We start from the raw sequence: 17,290 nt of genomic DNA, 5'->3' as shown, positions 1-17,290 counted from the left end.
GTGAGAGTGGAGGGGAGCGAAGCTATATGTCCCAGCATATCACTACCCATATTTTCTTGACCGTGCTGATGTATTTCTTCATATTCCTGTGCATGCGTATCATGGGGAAGAGGGAAATCGGTAAGCTATCTGTATTTGATCTAACGATCTCAATTATGATTGCTGAGATTGCTGTTTTTGTGATTGAGGATATTAATCGCCCGATTTACGAAGGTCTGGTTCCGATGGCCACACTGGTTATCATTCAAGTTGTGGTTGCTCAGCTCAGTCTTAAGAGTAGAAAGATTCGGCTGTTAATGGACGGTAAACCGAGCATACTTATTTCTGGAGGCAAGCTGCACCGGGGAGAGATGCGTAAACAAAGGTACAATATTGATGATCTATTGCAGCAATTGCGTGGTCAGAACATCGCCAGTCCTGCTGATGTGGAATTTGCGATTCTGGAGCCCAGTGGACAGCTTACCGTTTTCGAGAAAGACAAAGGACTTTCATCTTCCAATCAAACAGGCAATAGCAGTTCAGTTGCTGAGAATAATAAGACCGATGAGGATGCAGATGTAAGCAGTCAGAAAGTTAAACTGCCAAAGAACAAAATCAGATATGAAGGGCTTCCTATTCCATTGATTATGGATGGAAAGGTCCAGGATCATAATTTAGAGATGATAGGAAAAACAAGGTTCTGGTTAAGAACACAGATCCGCCAAAAGGGTGTATCAGATTTTCGGGATGTATTTCTTTGCTCCATAGACCATAAAGGCCGAGTTTATGTTGACCGTTTGGATAATCGATAACCATTCTAAAGCCAACGCTTAATGAAAGGCAGTCGATCCAAATCACGAAGGGAAATTAGGCCAGCTAATAGACTGAGACCGAAGTACAGGGCCATTCCTATCGCAGAGGCAAATAAAAATTGAATCCATTGTGCTTCTGCAATGGGAATGGAGATGTATACATAACGCACGCCTGCTCCCATAATGATCATTGCACATAAGGTCTTAATGGTATCGGTTATTCGTAAGGATAATGAAATTAGACTGACTACGCTGTACCCGTGCAGTAGAGTAACAAGAACGCTGTTCACAATAATGGCGATGATTGCGCCGTAGATTCCGTATTCTGGTTGTGAAGCTAATATAACAATCAGAATGATTTTGACTACTGCCCCAATAAGAGTATTGATGAGTGCCCTTCCCGGTCTGTCCATAGCTTGAAGTGCAGCTTGTAAGGGGGCTTGAACATAGATGAACAAAGCGAAAGGGGCCATTAGTTTTAGCATAGGAGCGGTGTCCGGATTTCCGTATAACAAGTTGCATAGTGGGACTGCCAGTACATACATAAGAACAGCAAAGGGAGCCCCTGTTACAAGAGCGAGTCGAAGAGCTTGGTGCATTCGTTTGTGAATGGTAGGCAAGTCCTTTCTCGCGGCAGCCTCGGATAAGGAGGGAACCAAAGACACTGCGAGAGAGGAAGTTAACGCACCTGGAAGCAACAGTAAGGGGATAACCATTCCCTGTAAAGACCCATATTGAGCAGTCGCGGCGGCTGTTGCGATTCCGGCTAGTGCAAGACTACGTACGGTAATTATAGATTCCAGTAGATAGGAAAAAGAACCGACAAGCCGGCTTGCCGTAACAGGAATTGATACACCTAATAAACGCCGTAGTATGGGGGAAGTTGATTGTACGGCATCTGGATCAGGAGGTATAACTTCCTTCTCAATCGTTTGCTGTTCTTGGATGGGGGGTGTTTTTTTATCCTTTTTCGTGATGACATAATATTGCCACAGAATGGCTAACATTCCGCCAATCTCTCCCACCGTTACGCCTAGCATCGCCCCTGCAGCTGCAAAAGCGATACCTTTAGGTAACAGCAGCCAAGAGAACCACAGCATAAAAAATATTCGCACGATAGACTCAAAAACTGAAGAAAGTGCGGAAGGAATCATGTTCTGCCTACCTTGAAAATAACCGCGGTATATTGCAGATACAGCAACAATTGCGATCATTGGGATCATGGCAATAAAAGTATAATAAACTCTGTGGTCTGTTAAGATCACATTGGAGACCCATGAAGCACTGACCAGCGCAACAATGGTAAAGAAGATTCCTAGTCCGACACTAAGAGTAAGGCCAGTCCGTAAAATTTGCCGCGATTTCTCAGGGCGGTTCTCTCCCTCTGCTTCCGCTACCATCTTTGCAATTGCTAGGGGAAGTCCGCCTGTAATAACAGTAGCCAGCACGATAAAGAAAGGGTACGCGAGCTGATATAGACCCACACCTTCTGCTCCAATGATGCGTGGCAAAGCAATTCGGGGTATAAATCCAAGCATTCGATTAATGATGCCGGCGGCAAGCAAGATTAAAGTTCCTTGTATAAAGCTCTGTTTCCTCAAAGGTCACGCCTTCTTCCCCAAATGAAATGAAACGCTGGCCAACTTGTCTATTCTTATGGATATGCTATACCCCTATCCCGGCATGCCTTGTTTTAGTAGTTGTAACTTTTTGTGACGGAAGGAGGAAAGCAGAGAACTTGGGTCGAATACCTATGGTAAGCATACGAACACGAGCGATCTTTGGAGGTGTCATCACGTGGAATCGGAACAGTGGAATCATGATCAACATAGTGAAGAAATCGAAGCCATGTGCCGCAGCAAAGCTGAAGAATTCCGGCTCCTCGGCTATGAGTATGTAACCAGCAAGGATATTTGGGATTGTATCAGTCGTAATTATGATAAGGACGGAATGCCTCCCTTACATAAGCTGGTAAATGATATTTATTCCTTAAAAGCCAATAGTTACATGACTTATTTGACTCTTGCAGCTTATCGGGGGTTGAACTGAACAATACACATCTCGCTTCTTTTCTTTGCGAAAAGCCTTATAAAGCAGTAAAGTAAGAGAATAATAATAACTTCACATCTCCTATATAAACGGATGTCTTGCTGATATGTGCAGGGGCGGCCGTTTCTTTGTGTGAGTATAGCTATGACTATGCTGTGAATTGACGGTCATTTCACGTGTAGCTATAATAGGAATATTGAGTGAATGAAAGGGGAACTAGCTAGAGCATGAAGAGACTAATGGGCTTTATTATTACCGTGCTCGTTTTGACAGGCGTCATGGCATTTACTACTCCTGGACTGCTGGACAAGGTTAGACTTGGTCTTGACCTGAAAGGCGGATTTGAGATTTTGTACCATGCAGAGCCTATGGAAGCGGGAGCAGCGTTGTCCCGAGCTTCACTGTTGAAAACAGCAGAAAGTTTGGAAAAACGGGCCAATGCGCTCGGAACCAGTGAACCAGAGGTTACAACTGAAGGTACTGACCGTATTCGTCTGAAAATTGCAGGCGTTACTGATGAAGCCGAGGTTCGTAAGAAGATGAAGGAGCCTGCAGTTCTGACTTTCCGTAGTGCTGCTGAAGGTGACGCTGAAGGTACTTACAGCAAGATCGAACTGGTAGGTAGTGATTTTGTTGAAGGTGCGGCAGAGGTTGGACGGGATAACCTGAATCAGCCAATCATCAGTATCAAAATAAAGGACAAGGATAAATTCGCAGAGATTACCAAACGCCTCTTAGGAAAGAATCTCGCAATTTATTTGGATGAGAACAAACTATCTGATCCTACGGTACAAGCAGTACTTACCGATGGTAGTGCGTCTATTTCCGGTCAGTATACAATTAAAGAAGCACGTGAACTGGCTGACACTATTAATCTTGGTGCGTTGCCACTGAAACTTACTGAGAAATACTCCCAAAGTGTGGGTGCAACACTTGGTAAACAATCGCTTGATCAAACGATCAAAGCCGGTCTTTTGGGTTCTTTGATTATTCTTATCTTCATGATCGGTATGTATCGCTTGCCAGGTCTCTTGGCTAGTTTTGCGCTGATCTTGCATACATGGCTGCTAATTGTAGTCTTTGTCTTAGCTGACTTCACATTGACGTTGCCTGGTATAGCCGCATTTATTCTGGGTATAGGGATGGCCGTCGATGCCAATATCATTACAAATGAACGGATAAGAGAAGAAATGCGCAGTGGTAAAAGTGTACTTTCCTCTGTTAAAGCAGGTAATAAATCCTCTTTCCGGACAGTAATGGACTCCAATGTCACAACTGTTATTGTGGCAGGTGTCATGTTCGCCTTCGGTACAGGTGCAGTCAAAGGTTTCGCATTGGTACTGATCGTGGAAATCGTTCTGAGTATCGCTACGAATCTTTATTTCTCCCACTGGTTGCTTAGCCAGCTTGTTAAAGCGGGTAAGCTGAACAAACCGAAGAGTTTCGGTGTTAAGGAGAGTGATATTCGTGCGCTTTAAGAAAGAGCTTGATTTCGTACATTTGAGTAAATTTTTCTATGTTTTTTCTATCGCCCTTACAGTGGCAGGTTTGATTTTCCTAGCAACCTTTGGATTGAATTACAGCGTTGATTTCAAAGCGGGATCTAATGTTGATATCTCTCTGTCTAAGAATTTGACATTGGAAGAGGTTAATTCAGCAGTTGAAAAAACTGGGATTTCAAGTGAGCCAAGCATTACGATAGGAAGTGAACGGGTTAACGTTCGTTATGATCAAGTGCTCGATGAGCAACAAGATGAAGCTCTTAAAGCAGAGATCTTGAAGCTGGACGAAAAAGCATCGTTTGAGATTAACACCGTGGATACTGAAATGTCTAAAGAACTTGCACGCAATGCGATCTATGCGGTTCTCATTTCTTGTCTAGGGATTATCATTTATGTAAGTATTCGTTTTGAATGGCGGTTTGCATTGGCAGCTATTGTTTCATTGATCCATGATGCCTTTATGGTCGTTGCAATCTTCTCCATCTTCCGCTTGGAAGTGGATTTGACGTTTATTATTGCGGTGCTTACGATTATCGGTTATTCCATCAATGATACGATCGTTATCTTTGACCGTATCCGTGAGAATTTGCGTTTTGGTAAACAAAAAACCTATGAGGATTTAAAAGAGCTTGTGAATAAGAGTGTGGCTCAAACGCTTATGCGTTCTCTTTACACAGCATTTACCGTATTTATTGCGGCGTTCTTCCTGTTGATTCTTGGAGGCGAGTCCATCAAGATGTTCTCGCTTGCGATGGTTATCGGATTGCTATTCGGAGCGTACTCCTCTATCTTTATTGCAAGTCCGGTCTGGCTACTGCTTAAGAAGCGTGAAAAGATAAAGGTAAAGAACCCGGCTAAAGGGTAATGTCTCTAGAGAAATAACATGGCTACACTTGAATGAAAAAAACATCAACTTTATAATTTAAGAAAGCCGCGTCAAATGCGACGCGGCTTTCGAAATCTTTGGGGTAGTATGTCATGTGTATTGTATCATCATGAGATTACTTGCTAGTGGTAAGGGGGGCCTCGTATGAATAAAGAACGATCACCGCAAAGCAAGACGGTTGCTTGGACAGGGATCATCAGCGATGTTACTTTGGCAGTAGCTAAGGGGAGTTTTGGCTATATTTCAGGTAGCAAGGCTTTAATGGGCGATGCATTATATTCTGGAGCAGATGCTGCAGCTAAATTGGCGGATATTCTCCCATGGCGCTCTGAACAAAGCAGAAAGAGCAAGCAGCGGATAGAAGAGCGACGAGGGAATAAGGAGCCGCTTTTAGCTATACTTTTTTCGGTATTAATTCTTATGGGGGGGCTGCAAATCGCCTTCTCTGCAATCCGTGACTTAACCGAGGGACAGTCATCCACTCGCGGAGAACTTGCACTTGTAACTGTCTTACTATCTATTGTACTTAAAGAAGCTGTATTTCAATATCAATATCGGTACTTTAAAAAAATAGGTGATGGCAGTCATGCTGCTTATGCCAATAGTCATCGTTTCAGTTTGTATACTTCTATCACAGTATTAGTTGGGATATCGTTATCAATGGGGGGTACCTATTGGCATCCTCTACTCTATATGGACCCTATTGCTGCACTTTTAACAGGATGCTTAATTCTACGTAAAGGTTATTTGCTCATTGTTAATACTGTTAGTGTTAAGAATGCGCAGGAGCTACCTTCTGAGGAGGCAGCTAATTTTATTGAAACCGTACAACGTGTTCATGGTGTTATTCGTGTAGAACATTTGAAGGCACTTGAGCAAGGGAATTATGTGAATCTGCAAGTGAAGATCAGTGTAAATCCGCGTATTACGGTGATGGAAGCACAGGATATTTCGGAATGTGCAAGAAAGTTGCTGCAGCACAGGTTTGTTCATGTTGGTGAGGTACATATGGACGTAGTTCCTTATGATCCTGGCTATCCATACAAAAGTAATTATGAATTGGTGGATAATGATATTCCGACGCTGCTTCAGTAGTTCGCAAGGTGAGAGAAAGGTGAGCGCTATTGCTTTATTCAAAAACAAGATGGCAATCTCCGGCAGCCGATCCCGACGTCGTAAGGGATATGGCCCGGAGCCTTTCTATTTCTCCGCTCTTATCCTCACTATTAGTGACTAGAGGAATTGATACGCCACATGAGGCTCTATCGTTCATGGATGGCGGTGTGGAAGCTCCGCATGATCCGTTCCTTCTAAAAGGAATGGCCGAAGCGGTTCCCAGAATTAGAAAGGCTTTAAAAGAAGAAGAACATATTCTGATTTACGGTGATTACGACGCCGATGGTGTGTCCAGTACAGCATTAATGATTCATTTGCTGCGTTACTTAGGCGCTTCCTTTGATATTTATATCCCGCACCGTTCTAATGAGGGCTATGGGCTGCATAATCATGCTTTGGATTGGGCTTTACAGCAGGGTGTATCCTTGATCATTACTGTAGATACTGGCATTAGCGCCTATCATCAGATTGCTTACGCTAATGAACTCGGGATTGATGTGATTGTTACGGATCACCATGAGCCACCAGAGCTTCTCCCAGAGGCTTATACGTTGATTAATCCGAAGCTGCCCGACTGCCCCTACCCGTTCAAAGGATTGGCAGGTGTAGGTGTAGCTTATAAGCTCGCCCAGGCTATGCTAGGGGAGGAAACTCCCGAAGAATGGGCAGAGATAGCTGCTATCGGTACTGTAGCGGATTTAATGCCGCTGCTGGGTGAGAATCGTGAGATTGTTCGAAACGGCTTGGTGAGTATGCGAAATTCTCGATTCCCAGGTATTCGTGCCTTACTCGATGTTAGCGGCGTAACCATGAGTACTGTGAGCGCGGTTAATATCGCTTTTGGAATGGCGCCTCGTATCAATGCGAGTGGTCGTCTGGATCATGCTGGACGGGCAGTGGCGTTGCTTACAACCGAGCATACTGATGAGGCAGAGCAACTGGCTGGGGAGCTTGATCTGCTTAATAAAGAACGCCAATTGGTCGTAGAAAGAATTGTAGTGGAGGCCACTGCAAAACTGGAGCAGATGACTCAGGGTGGAGAAATACCAGACATCATAGTCCTTGCTGAACAAGGTTGGAATGTGGGTGTGGTAGGCATAGTGGCTTCCAAACTGCTGGAGCGTTACTATCGACCTGTAATTATTCTGGATATTCATCCGGAGACCGGCATGTGCAAAGGTTCTGCCCGCTCTATTCCTGGACTTGATATATATGCGGCCTTATCCTCTTGTTCTAACTTAATGGATCATTTCGGTGGTCATCCAGCAGCTGCGGGAATGAGTCTGCATCGGGACGGCTTAGAAGCCTTCGCTGCGGCATTAAATGAATACGCTGCTACTGTGTTAACACCGGAGCATTTCGTTCCTGTTACTTCTGCTGATGCAGAAGTGTCGATTTCCGATTTGTCCCTACAGACCGCGCTTGAATTGGAAAGGCTTGCACCTTTCGGGATGTCGAATCCATTGCCAAAGTTCATCATTCGCGGGGCTACAGTGAAAGAGACACGCACCATGGGGCAAGACGGAAAACACTTGAAGATCGTCTTGCAACAGGGTAAGAGTACGATCGAAGCCTTGGCTTTTGGTAAAGGGGATTTGGCTAAGCTGCTCCCTGTGGGCACCCCGATCAATGTGCTGGCTGAACTGTCGATCAACGAATGGAATGGCTCGAGGAAACCACAGTTGATGCTACAGGATTTATCAGTTCAGGATGCTCAATTATTTGATCTTCGTGGTGCTGCTGACGCTGTACGGCAGGCTGCACATATTAGAGAGCTGCTGCTTCCCTATAGCGGTGCTGGCCCATATCGTGCTGCAGCAGTGTTTCAGAGTGGACGTATGTCTTCACAGACTGAATTGATAGGAATGTCCTTCTGGGTATATGATAAAGAAGCTGGCATTAGCGCCGCTATTAAGGATGATTCGATTCAGGAATCAGGGCATGTCTCACTGTTATGTTTACTGGATATGCCAGAGACTCCTGAACAACTAGACGCGTTACTGAAGGCTTTTCCTAATGCTGATAATATTGCGTTATTGCATTCTATAAAGGATGGCCGAGAACGACTTATCATTCCGACACGGGATCATTTTAAAATACTCTATAAACTGCTGGCTTCGATCACTGCTGTTGCAACGCCAGAACATGAAGTGCTGCTGCGGCTAAGTCGACAATCCTCATTAAGTATTCGAATGCTTAGTAATATGCTAGATGTGTTCGAGGAGCTGGATTTTATCGAAAGAAGTCACGGAAGTGTGACCTTTATTACGCAGCCTACAGCTAAAAGCCTTACAGCATCAAGACATTTTGTCAGACTGGGGCAGATGGCGGAAATGGAGCAGTACTTCATGGAAGGTAGCTTGTCTGAACTGCAGGATTGGATGTTATCACGCCGTTTAGGCGTATCATAAAGACACTAAACAAAACAAAGCAGACGCTTACGAAGTAAGTTTTGTCGAACCGGACTCAAAGTAGCATATGCTAACAAAACTTTTAGGAGATGAAAAATTTGGATTTTAAAGATAGTATTCGCGTGATTCCTGATTTCCCAAAAGAAGGTATTAGTTTTAAAGATATCACCACCTTGTTAAAAGACGGTGATGCATATCGCCAGGCAATTGATGCCTTGAAAGCTCTTGTATCCCACTTAGAAATCGATGTGATCGCTGGACCGGAAGCACGTGGTTTTGTAGTTGGTGCACCTCTTGCTTATGCATTGGGCGTAGGCTTTGTGCCGATTCGAAAGAGTGGTAAACTGCCGTATGAGACTATCGAGGTTGGATATGATCTTGAATATGGTAAAGACACACTTGCTGTTCACACGGATGCCATTAAGCCTGGACAAAATGTATTGATTGCTGATGATTTGTTAGCAACAGGAGGTACTATAGCTACTTCAGTTAACCTTGTGGAGCAGCTTGGTGGTAAAGTGGTAGGCGCAGCGTTTTTGATTGAATTGGTTGAGCTTGCTGGACGTAATAAGCTTTCTGGAATTGAAGTTATTACATTAGTTGATTACGAAGATTAATACGATAAACTTGTCTTTTCCCGGGAAATAAATCGGGATTTATTTATCGAATAATGTGAAAAAGTGCAAACAACAGCAATTCTCTGTCACTACTAGCGGAGGGTTGCTGTTTTTCGATTTTTTGGTCAAAAGAGATACGAAAAAAGACTGCCCAATCCATAAAATGGATCTGGAGCAGTCTTTTTGAATTATTAATTCATAAATAAATTAGTGAGCAGCTTTATCGCTTTCTCCACCTTCATTAGACAGTCCAAGAACTTCAATGAGTTTGAAGAATAGGGCTAGAACGATACCAACAATCGTAGCTAGAGCCATACCACTGAGTTTTACGCTACCCATAGTAAGGGTTGTACCACTAATTCCGACAACAAGCACCAACGTAGCCATAATCATGTTAGTGGCTTTGGAAAAATCAACTTTTTGCTCTACGAAGATTCGCAGACCGGATGCGGCAATTACACCGAACAACAGTAGTGATACGCCGCCCATTACAGGTGTTGGGATATTAGCGATAACGGAGGAAAAAGTACCTGAGAACGATAGCAGAATTGCAATCACTGCTGCGCCACCGATCACATATACAGAATAAACTTTAGTTAATGCCATAACCCCGATATTCTCACCGTAGGTTGTATTTGGAGTAGAACCGATAAAACCGGAGATAATTGTAGATATCCCGTTCCCCATCAGGGAGCGGTCAAGTCCAGGATCTTTAGCCAAGTCTCTGCCAACAATATTGCTAGTTACAAGTAAGTGTCCGATATGTTCAACGATTACTACTAGCGATACTGGGATGATAGTCAGGATTACATTCCAATCGAAGGATGGAGTAACAATGGTAGGGTGCGCTAAAAAATTTGCATTAGATATTGCAGCGGTATCCACCATTTTCATAATATAAGCTAAACCATAACCAGTTACGATACCGATGAGGATGTGAATGATTTTTGGGAAACCGCGGAAGAGTACAGCTCCAATTACGGTTACGCCCAGTGTCACCATAGAAAGTGTGATTGCTTTGCCATCTGGAGTCCAGTCTGCAACTGCAACACCTTCAGGGGCAATAAGTCCTGCCATTCGCGCGGCAACAGGCACAAGTTCAAGTCCGATCGTTGCTACGATAGCTCCCATTACTGCTGGAGGGAAGACAACATCGATCCATTTTGTTCCTGCATAACGGATGATCAAAGCAACGAGCACAAAGATAACACCTGTGATGATGAAAGCGCCCAAAGCAAGCGAGTACCCTTTCATATGATCATCTTTATGATCAGCAAGCACTGATAATACGGGTGCGATAAATGCAAAGCTGGAGCCAAGGTAGGCAGGTATTTTACCACGGCAAATCCAAATGTATAGCAGTGTGCCGATACCGTTCATCAGCAAAATCATGCCAGGGTCAACCCCGAACAAGTTAGGCACTAGCACTGTACTGCCAAACATGGCGAACAAATGCTGTAGGCTTAACAGAAAACCGGGGCCCCATGGAAGTTTTTCATTAACTTGAATTTCGCGTTGCAATGGAGTTCACTCCTCTTTCTTAATGGATATGATGTTGTCCAGCGAAAATCCGCCTTTACTAGATTAAATAGAACTGGACATTTTTACAACAACATTTTCACAAGTGTTATTAATTTGTCCGATTTTCATAACTTTTACTTCTTGAATACCATGAGATGGCAAGTGTTGACGTAATCCCTCGTAAGCGTCATAATTATAGACAACTTTGAACAAGAGCGTAAGTTGCTTGCGAAATGATTGGAACCTGCAGATTTCAGAATGATTGCGGGTTCATTTTATTATAGAAAGGAAACGGATACGACGAGAATGGGCATAGAGCGATTAATTGATAAGGCTGGCGCCTATATAAAAGATAAAGATCTTCTCCGCATCCGGGAAGCTTATGAATTTGCCGATCAGGCTCATCACGGGCAGATCCGCAAGTCGGGGGAGCCATACATTCTGCATCCGCTGGCGGTGGCAGATATTGTCGTCAATATGCAAATGGATGTTATATCTATTGTTGCGGCGCTTTTGCATGATGTTGTGGAAGATACGACGGTCTCATTGGAACAAATCCGCGCGAAATTTGGCGATACCTGCGCGATGCTTGTCGATGGCTTAACTAAGCTGGAACGCATCCGTTTTCGCTCAAAGGAAGAGCAGCAGAACGAGAATTACCGTAAGATGTTTATTGCGATGGCGCAGGATATCCGGGTCATCGTTATCAAACTAGCGGATCGCCTGCATAATATGCGTACGTTAAAGTATCAATCTGAAGAGAGCCAGCGACGTATTTCTTATGAAACGCTGGAGATTTTCTGTCCTGTAGCTGATCGTTTGGGGATTTCCGCGATTAAGTGGGAGATGGAGGATATTGCGCTTCGTTACTTGAATCCGCAGCAGTATTATCGCATTGCTAATCTAGTGCATAAGAAGCGGGCTGAACGTGAGCAATTTATCGACAGCGTAATTGGCCGTATTCGTGCCAAGCTGGATGAAATGGGCATTGAAGGTGATCTTTCAGGTCGTCCGAAGCATATCTACAGTGTCTATAACAAAATGAGTACGAAAAACAAACAGTTTAATGAGATCTATGACCTGCTGGCCATCCGTATCATTGTGGATAATATCAAGGATTGTTATGCAACCCTCGGAATTATTCATACCCTTTGGAAGCCAATGCCAGGTCGATTTAAAGATTATATAGCTATGCCCAAAGCCAATATGTATCAATCTTTGCATACTACAGTGGTAGGTCCTGGCGGAGAGCCAACCGAAGTGCAAATTCGCACTTGGGAAATGCATCGCACGGCTGAATTCGGGATAGCAGCACACTGGGCATACAAAGAAGGAACCAGCAATAATGTGAATCCTGAGAATCGGATGCCTTTTTTTCGCGAAATATTGGAGCTTCAGCATGAGGCCAAGGATGCCGAAGAGTTCGTAAAATCACTCAAAATGGACTTTTTCTCGGATCTTGTGTTCGTGTTTACGCCTAAAGGCGAGGTTATTGAGCTTCCTGCGGGTTCTGTACCACTTGATTTTGCATTCCGTATTCATACGGAAGTGGGTAATCGTACGATTGGTTCTAAGGTGAATGGGCGGATCGTACCGTTGGATCACAAGTTGAAGACGGGCGATATTGTAGAGATACTGACATCGAAGCATTCGTACGGACCAAGCCGCGACTGGCTCAAGATTGCTCAATCCTCACATGCGCGAAGCAAAATTAAGCAATGGTTCAAAAAAGAAAAACGTGAGGAAAATGTCGAAAAAGGTCGCGAAGCGATTGAACGTGAGCTGAAGCGTCTGAATGTCGAGGTTTCTGAATGGATTTCTGATGATAAGCTTTTAGAAGCAGCGAAGAAATTTGCTTTTAACGATGTTGAGGATATGCTATCTGCTGTTGGATTTGGTGGGATTACCGCTTCGCAGATTGCTTCCCGTCTGACGGAAAAGCTGCGCAAAGAGCAGGAAGAAGCTGCTAATCATTTAGAGCTTACTTCAGAGATGAAGGAGATCAAGTCTTCCGGCGAAAAACGTAATCAACCGACCAATGGTGTTAGTGTAAAGGGAATTGAAAATTTACTTGTCCGTTTTGCACGATGTTGTAATCCGGTACCGGGTGACGACATTGTAGGGTATGTTACACGGGGCCGGGGTGTATCTGTACATCGCCAGGATTGTCCTAACATTCCGAGTGAAGGTGACGGAGAAGAAGCAGCAAGGGTGATTGAAGTGGAATGGGAAGGTACGATGGAAGCAAACTACAGTGTGGATATTGAGATTACAGGTCATGATCGTAATGGACTGCTCAATGAAGTGCTGCAGGCAGTTTCCGAGAGTAAAACGAACATTTCTGCAGTCACTGGGCGCTCTGACAAGAATAAAATGGCAATGATTCATATGACCATTCTCATTCGTAACACGGAACATCTGCAATCCGTTGTAGATAAAGTGAAACGAGTCAAGGATGTATATACAGTGAATCGGATCATGCAATAGGGCAAGGAGCGGAGTAGTACGATGAGAGTTGTAGTACAGCGTTGTAAGGACGCCAAAGTAACCGTGGATAAGGCAGTGACCGGAGAAATTGGCAAAGGCTTAATGCTGCTAGTTGGCGTTACGCATGAGGATACAGAAAAGGATGCCAAATATTTGGCGGATAAAATAGCAGGACTACGAATTTTTGAAGATGATGCTGGTAAAATGAACTACAGTGTCACAGAGACTGAGGGAGCAATTCTTTCAGTATCCCAGTTTACTTTATACGGGGATTGTCGTAAGGGGAGACGGCCGAATTTCATGGGAGCAGCAGCTCCCGCGGAGGCCGAACGACTTTATGATTACTTTAACCAAGAGCTTAGAGCTGGAGGCCTTCAAGTGGAGACGGGTATTTTTGGAGCGATGATGGATGTGTCGCTGACCAATTGGGGCCCGGTTACTCTCATTTTAGATAGCCGCAGTTAATGAAAAAAAAGATGTCGAAAATTGCTTCTAGCGGAGCTAACTTTCGACATCTTTTTTTATTGTGGATGAGCTGTGAGTAAGATACTTGCGCGGATAGAGCCTCTTGGAGCTGGATAAACTAAAGGTAGACAGTTATCTCGCACGATGCAAGGAGCTTAGTAATGAGACATTCACAGAAGGCATGGGTATGGAGAAGTATCCCGGCACTAGCGACAGGGAGTCCTGTAGAAGCCTATGCATTAGCCAAAAAGACGGAAGATGATATTGAATCTCAAGTGATCAAAGGAAGAAGCCGTAATCTCTTACCGCGTACCTGAAATGGGTGGTGGAGGCGGCTTTTTGATGCGGTTAACCGGGGATATTTTCTGATTAGAGGTTAGAAATCATTGTGAGAAGGGTAATAGACGACAAGAAAGATAAATAAGTACCTATTCATTTGCACAAGCAGAGAGGAGAACTTATCACATGAGTAATGTTGCATTTTTACTAGCTAATGATTTTGAAGATTCTGAGATGAAGGTCCCTTACGATGAAGTTATAAAGGCAGGACATCAAGCTGACATTATTGGTTTAAAGAAGGGTGAGACCTTACTAGGCAAAAAGAAGGAAGTCTCCTACGCAACCGATAAAGCTATAGCTGACGTTCAAGCAGGTAGTTATGACGCGATAGTAATTCCTGGAGGTTCTTCCCCAGAAAATTTACGGCAAAATGCAGATATTTTGAAGTTTGTGAAAGAAGCAAACGAAGCTGGTAAGCCTATCGCTTCTATTTGCCACGGACCCCAAATTCTGATCAGTGCAGACTTGCTTAAAGGACGTACCATCACCTGTTATCCTCCGTTGAAAGATGATGTTGTGAACGCTGGTGCGGAGTTTAAAGATGAAGAAGTGGTAGTTGATCGTAATTACATTACTTCGCGTACCCCGAAAGATGAGCCTGCCTTCGTTCGTGAAATATTGAAGGTCCTGCAATAGCAATTTATAACACTGAGTCTTATAATCTAAAGGAGGTAATGGTAATGACCAGAAAAATCCAAGCATATTTTAGAACGGAAAATGAAGCAGAAGGTGCTAAAATAGCATTGATTAGTTACAAGGTAGATGGCTTGGAGGTATGGCCACTCACGGACCCTATTGGGGAAGATCGTAGAATTCTGTTTCCGATAGCTCCGTTTAGTAATACGACGTTAGCCGCAGGTACAGTAGGGACGCTTGGAACGGGTAGCACTCCGGCAGCTGGAGCTATGTTGGCCCCAGGTGTTGCCGCCTCCGAAACGCGTGATGAGCCTGAGACCCATTATAGCGTGGATGAAGACCAGGTTAGTGCGGATGTAGCAGATGGAGAGCTCGAAGATGGGGATTTAAGTGAACTTCGTTATGTGATGGACCTAAGTGTTGCAGAAGAGAATTATAATGAGGTTGTGGAGACCCTTCGGGGCAAAGGAGCATTTGTAGAGCAATTTGATTAACAACAATCTATTAAAATAAACCGCTTTCATGAATGTAATATAATCGTAATATTACATACATGTTTCCTTAATATAGCGTGTTTATAATAAAGGCATGACCCCCTTTTTAATAATATATGATGATGGACCTGCAGCATTTGGCTGCAGGTCATTTTTTTGTAACGGTTGAAGTTAAAGGTCAAAAGTTGAAAGTTGTCGAATTTTTTATTCATCTTCGCATTTCCTGCCTTGACTTTAGCGCAGTAGTTCAGTAGAATTTAAAAATATACGATTTTATCATATGGTTTTGATGACGGGAACAAGTAATTCGAGGACCCACAACTCCAGAGAGGAATCCCCTGTAGATTCAGATGATATCCAGTACAATGGATGATCTATCGTTTCTGCTTGGCTGCAAGGATTCTGTTGATGAGCGAATGAATGACCTCCCCGAGAACGTACGGCGAAAGTGGGCAATGTATATTGCCGCTATCAGTAGCCGTTATGCGTAGGCGGGCGTTAACCGCTTTGAGCGGATTCAGAATGGTTCTGATCCGGAATGTGGGTGGTACCACGGGTGTATTATTGGTTATGATAATCCCTCGTCCCTGTTTTTTATAAACAGGGCGGGGGATTTTTTGTTTTGTTTAGCATGATGAAGTGATGAAGAGAGCAGATTTAGAGGGGTATTTTTTAGGAGGGATAGACTGTGGCTAAAGAAAGATTCGAGAAACCTACAGGAACGCAGGATGTGCTTCCGGGAGCTGTGGAGAAATGGCAGTATATTGAGGGGAAGGCTAGAGATTTATGCCGTCGTTTCAATTACCGTGAAATCCGTACACCGATGTTCGAGTATACGGGGTTATTCGAGCGTGGAGTAGGCGAAACAACGGATATTGTAGAAGGCGAGATGTACACGTTCAAGGATAAAGGCGATCGTGATCTGGCGCTGCGTCCAGAAGGAACGGCTGGTGTCGTTAGAGCTTATGTTCAGAACAAGCTTTACGGTGAACCTGATGTAAGTAAGCTGTATTATATCGGACCTATGTTCCGTTATGAGCGTCCACAGGCAGGTAGATATCGTCAATTCCATCAGTTTGGTATTGAGGCTTTTGGAGCTGTGGATCCGGCTATTGATGCGGAAGTAGTCTCCTTAGGCTATCAATTCTATAAGGATCTTGGCCTTAAGGATGTAAGAGTGGAAATCAATTCTGTCGGTAACGCACCTAGCCGTGCAGCTTATCGGGAGAAATTATTGGGTTTCTTAAGACCAATGAAGGATACCCTTTGCAGTGACTGTCAGCGTCGTATTGAGCGTAATCCGCTTCGCGTGCTGGATTGTAAGGTAGATCAAGATAAATTTACAGATGCGCCTTCCATTTTGGATAGTCTGGACGAAGAGTGCACGACTCATTTTGAAAAGGTGAAGATGCACCTTGATATCATGGGTGTGGAATTCACCATTAACCCTCGACTTGTAAGAGGACTGGATTATTACACGCATACAGCGTTTGAATATAAAGCAGCAGGTATTGGTTCGATTGATACCGTGGGCGGCGGAGGCCGTTACAACGGTTTGGTTGAAGAAATTGGTGGACCGGATCAACCGGGTATTGGTTTTGGGATTGGACTTGAACGAATTCTCCTCATTTTGGAGGATCAGAAGGTAGAGCTGGAGACGGCGAAGCCACTGGATGTGTACTTCGTAGCTCTCGGTGAGGAAGCTGATATCGAAATCTCTAAGCAGCTATATATTCTGCGCAGCCAAGGGTTCTCAGCAGAACGTGACTACCTAGGCCGGAAAATGAAGGCACAGATGAAATCCGCAGACCGTATGTCGGCACGTTATACTGCGATTCTTGGCGAAGATGAGCTGAAGAATGGTGTAATTACCGTGAAGTCGATGAATACAGGGGAGCAACGCACCGTGAAGCTGGATGAGCTGGGTCAGGCACTGGTTTAGACCATCTGACTAACGTCTTATGGTGACTGTATAG

General features: G+C 44.1%; 16 protein-coding genes. 14 read left to right on the top strand and 2 right to left on the bottom strand.

The window, feature by feature from the left end; genetic code table 11:
• Positions 1-26: 26 nt before the first annotated feature.
• Complete coding sequence (locus tag H70737_RS23245; RefSeq protein WP_042191118.1) at positions 27-791, top strand: YetF domain-containing protein; 765 nt, start codon at positions 27-29, stop codon at positions 789-791.
• A gap of 5 nt (positions 792-796) precedes the next feature.
• Here the strand turns inward: H70737_RS23245 and spoVB are convergent, their stop codons facing one another.
• Entirely contained in the window at positions 797-2,392 is a 1,596-nt protein-coding gene (gene spoVB, locus H70737_RS23240) for a stage V sporulation protein B (RefSeq protein ID WP_042191117.1), read from the bottom strand.
• Between the two features lie 196 nt (positions 2,393-2,588).
• On the opposite strand from spoVB, the gene H70737_RS23235 reads away from it, so the two are divergent.
• The 6 genes from H70737_RS23235 (at position 2,589) to H70737_RS23210 (ending at position 9,372) form a co-directional block, all read left to right on the top strand.
• A complete protein-coding gene (locus tag H70737_RS23235; RefSeq protein WP_042191115.1) occupies positions 2,589-2,840 on the top strand; it encodes a post-transcriptional regulator in 252 nt (83 codons plus the stop codon).
• 227 nt (positions 2,841-3,067) lie between these two features.
• A complete protein-coding gene (secD, locus tag H70737_RS23230; RefSeq protein ID WP_042191112.1) occupies positions 3,068-4,318 on the top strand; it encodes a protein translocase subunit SecD in 1,251 nt (416 codons plus the stop codon).
• The gene (gene secF, locus H70737_RS23225; protein WP_042191110.1) at positions 4,308-5,207 is read left to right on the top strand and encodes a protein translocase subunit SecF; all 900 of its coding nucleotides are present in this window, start codon (positions 4,308-4,310) and stop codon (positions 5,205-5,207) included. Before secD ends, secF begins: the two co-directional genes overlap by 11 nt.
• 165 nt (positions 5,208-5,372) lie before the next feature.
• Complete coding sequence (locus tag H70737_RS23220; protein WP_042191108.1) at positions 5,373-6,323, top strand: cation diffusion facilitator family transporter; 951 nt, start codon at positions 5,373-5,375, stop codon at positions 6,321-6,323.
• A 29-nt stretch (positions 6,324-6,352) separates the two neighbouring features.
• On the top strand, positions 6,353-8,755 hold the full coding sequence (gene recJ, locus H70737_RS23215) for a single-stranded-DNA-specific exonuclease RecJ (protein ID WP_042191106.1): 2,403 nt from the start codon (positions 6,353-6,355) through the stop codon (positions 8,753-8,755).
• A gap of 98 nt (positions 8,756-8,853) precedes the next feature.
• On the top strand, positions 8,854-9,372 hold the full coding sequence (locus H70737_RS23210) for an adenine phosphoribosyltransferase (RefSeq protein WP_042191103.1): 519 nt from the start codon (positions 8,854-8,856) through the stop codon (positions 9,370-9,372).
• Positions 9,373-9,579: 207 nt separating this feature from the next.
• On the opposite strand, the gene uraA is transcribed toward H70737_RS23210, so the two are convergent.
• Positions 9,580-10,893, bottom strand: a complete 1,314-nt coding sequence (uraA, locus tag H70737_RS23205; RefSeq protein WP_042191101.1) for a uracil permease — start codon at positions 10,891-10,893, stop codon at positions 9,580-9,582.
• Positions 10,894-11,199: 306 nt separating this feature from the next.
• Between uraA and H70737_RS23200 the strand changes: the two genes are divergently transcribed.
• The 7 genes from H70737_RS23200 (at position 11,200) to hisS (ending at position 17,256) form a co-directional block, all read left to right on the top strand.
• A complete protein-coding gene (locus H70737_RS23200) occupies positions 11,200-13,380 on the top strand; it encodes a RelA/SpoT family protein (protein ID WP_042194390.1) in 2,181 nt (726 codons plus the stop codon).
• Positions 13,381-13,401: 21 nt separating this feature from the next.
• A complete protein-coding gene (gene dtd, locus H70737_RS23195; protein ID WP_042191098.1) occupies positions 13,402-13,845 on the top strand; it encodes a D-aminoacyl-tRNA deacylase in 444 nt (147 codons plus the stop codon).
• A gap of 161 nt (positions 13,846-14,006) precedes the next feature.
• Positions 14,007-14,162, top strand: a complete 156-nt coding sequence (locus H70737_RS30870; protein ID WP_156113176.1) for a hypothetical protein — start codon at positions 14,007-14,009, stop codon at positions 14,160-14,162.
• A gap of 148 nt (positions 14,163-14,310) precedes the next feature.
• Entirely contained in the window at positions 14,311-14,820 is a 510-nt protein-coding gene (locus tag H70737_RS23190; RefSeq protein ID WP_042191095.1) for a type 1 glutamine amidotransferase domain-containing protein, read from the top strand.
• Between the two features lie 44 nt (positions 14,821-14,864).
• Positions 14,865-15,314, top strand: a complete 450-nt coding sequence (locus tag H70737_RS23185; protein ID WP_042191093.1) for a hypothetical protein — start codon at positions 14,865-14,867, stop codon at positions 15,312-15,314.
• A gap of 365 nt (positions 15,315-15,679) precedes the next feature.
• Positions 15,680-15,805 carry a hypothetical protein gene (locus H70737_RS31515; RefSeq protein ID WP_256716317.1) on the top strand — a complete coding sequence of 42 codons (126 nt, stop codon included), beginning with the start codon at positions 15,680-15,682 and terminating at the stop codon, positions 15,803-15,805.
• 197 nt (positions 15,806-16,002) lie between these two features.
• Positions 16,003-17,256: a histidine--tRNA ligase gene (gene hisS / locus H70737_RS23180; protein ID WP_042191091.1), complete on the top strand. Its 1,254-nt coding sequence runs from the start codon at positions 16,003-16,005 to the stop codon at positions 17,254-17,256.
• Positions 17,257-17,290: the final 34 nt, after the last annotated feature.

The organism is Paenibacillus sp. FSL H7-0737 (assembly GCF_000758545.1).
Taxonomy (GTDB): Bacteria; Bacillota; Bacilli; order Paenibacillales; family Paenibacillaceae; genus Paenibacillus_AQ.
The sequence above is the reverse complement of the archived record's forward strand: the minus strand, read 5'-3'. Positions and strand labels throughout refer to the sequence as shown.

What these genes read in the sequence shown, in the direction of transcription:
- H70737_RS23245 (WP_042191118.1), top strand. Translation starts at nt 27, where the DNA reads ATGTCCCAGCATATCACTACCCATATTTTCTTGACCGTGCTGATGTAT.
- secD (WP_042191112.1), top strand. Translation starts at nt 3,068, where the DNA reads ATGAAGAGACTAATGGGCTTTATTATTACCGTGCTCGTTTTGACAGGC.
- H70737_RS23220 (WP_042191108.1), top strand. Translation starts at nt 5,373, where the DNA reads ATGAATAAAGAACGATCACCGCAAAGCAAGACGGTTGCTTGGACAGGG.
- H70737_RS23200 (WP_042194390.1), top strand. Translation starts at nt 11,200, where the DNA reads ATGGGCATAGAGCGATTAATTGATAAGGCTGGCGCCTATATAAAAGAT.
- dtd (WP_042191098.1), top strand. Translation starts at nt 13,402, where the DNA reads ATGAGAGTTGTAGTACAGCGTTGTAAGGACGCCAAAGTAACCGTGGAT.
- H70737_RS30870 (WP_156113176.1), top strand. Translation starts at nt 14,007, where the DNA reads ATGAGACATTCACAGAAGGCATGGGTATGGAGAAGTATCCCGGCACTA.
- H70737_RS23190 (WP_042191095.1), top strand. Translation starts at nt 14,311, where the DNA reads ATGAGTAATGTTGCATTTTTACTAGCTAATGATTTTGAAGATTCTGAG.
- H70737_RS23185 (WP_042191093.1), top strand. Translation starts at nt 14,865, where the DNA reads ATGACCAGAAAAATCCAAGCATATTTTAGAACGGAAAATGAAGCAGAA.
- H70737_RS31515 (WP_256716317.1), top strand. Translation starts at nt 15,680, where the DNA reads ATGGATGATCTATCGTTTCTGCTTGGCTGCAAGGATTCTGTTGATGAG.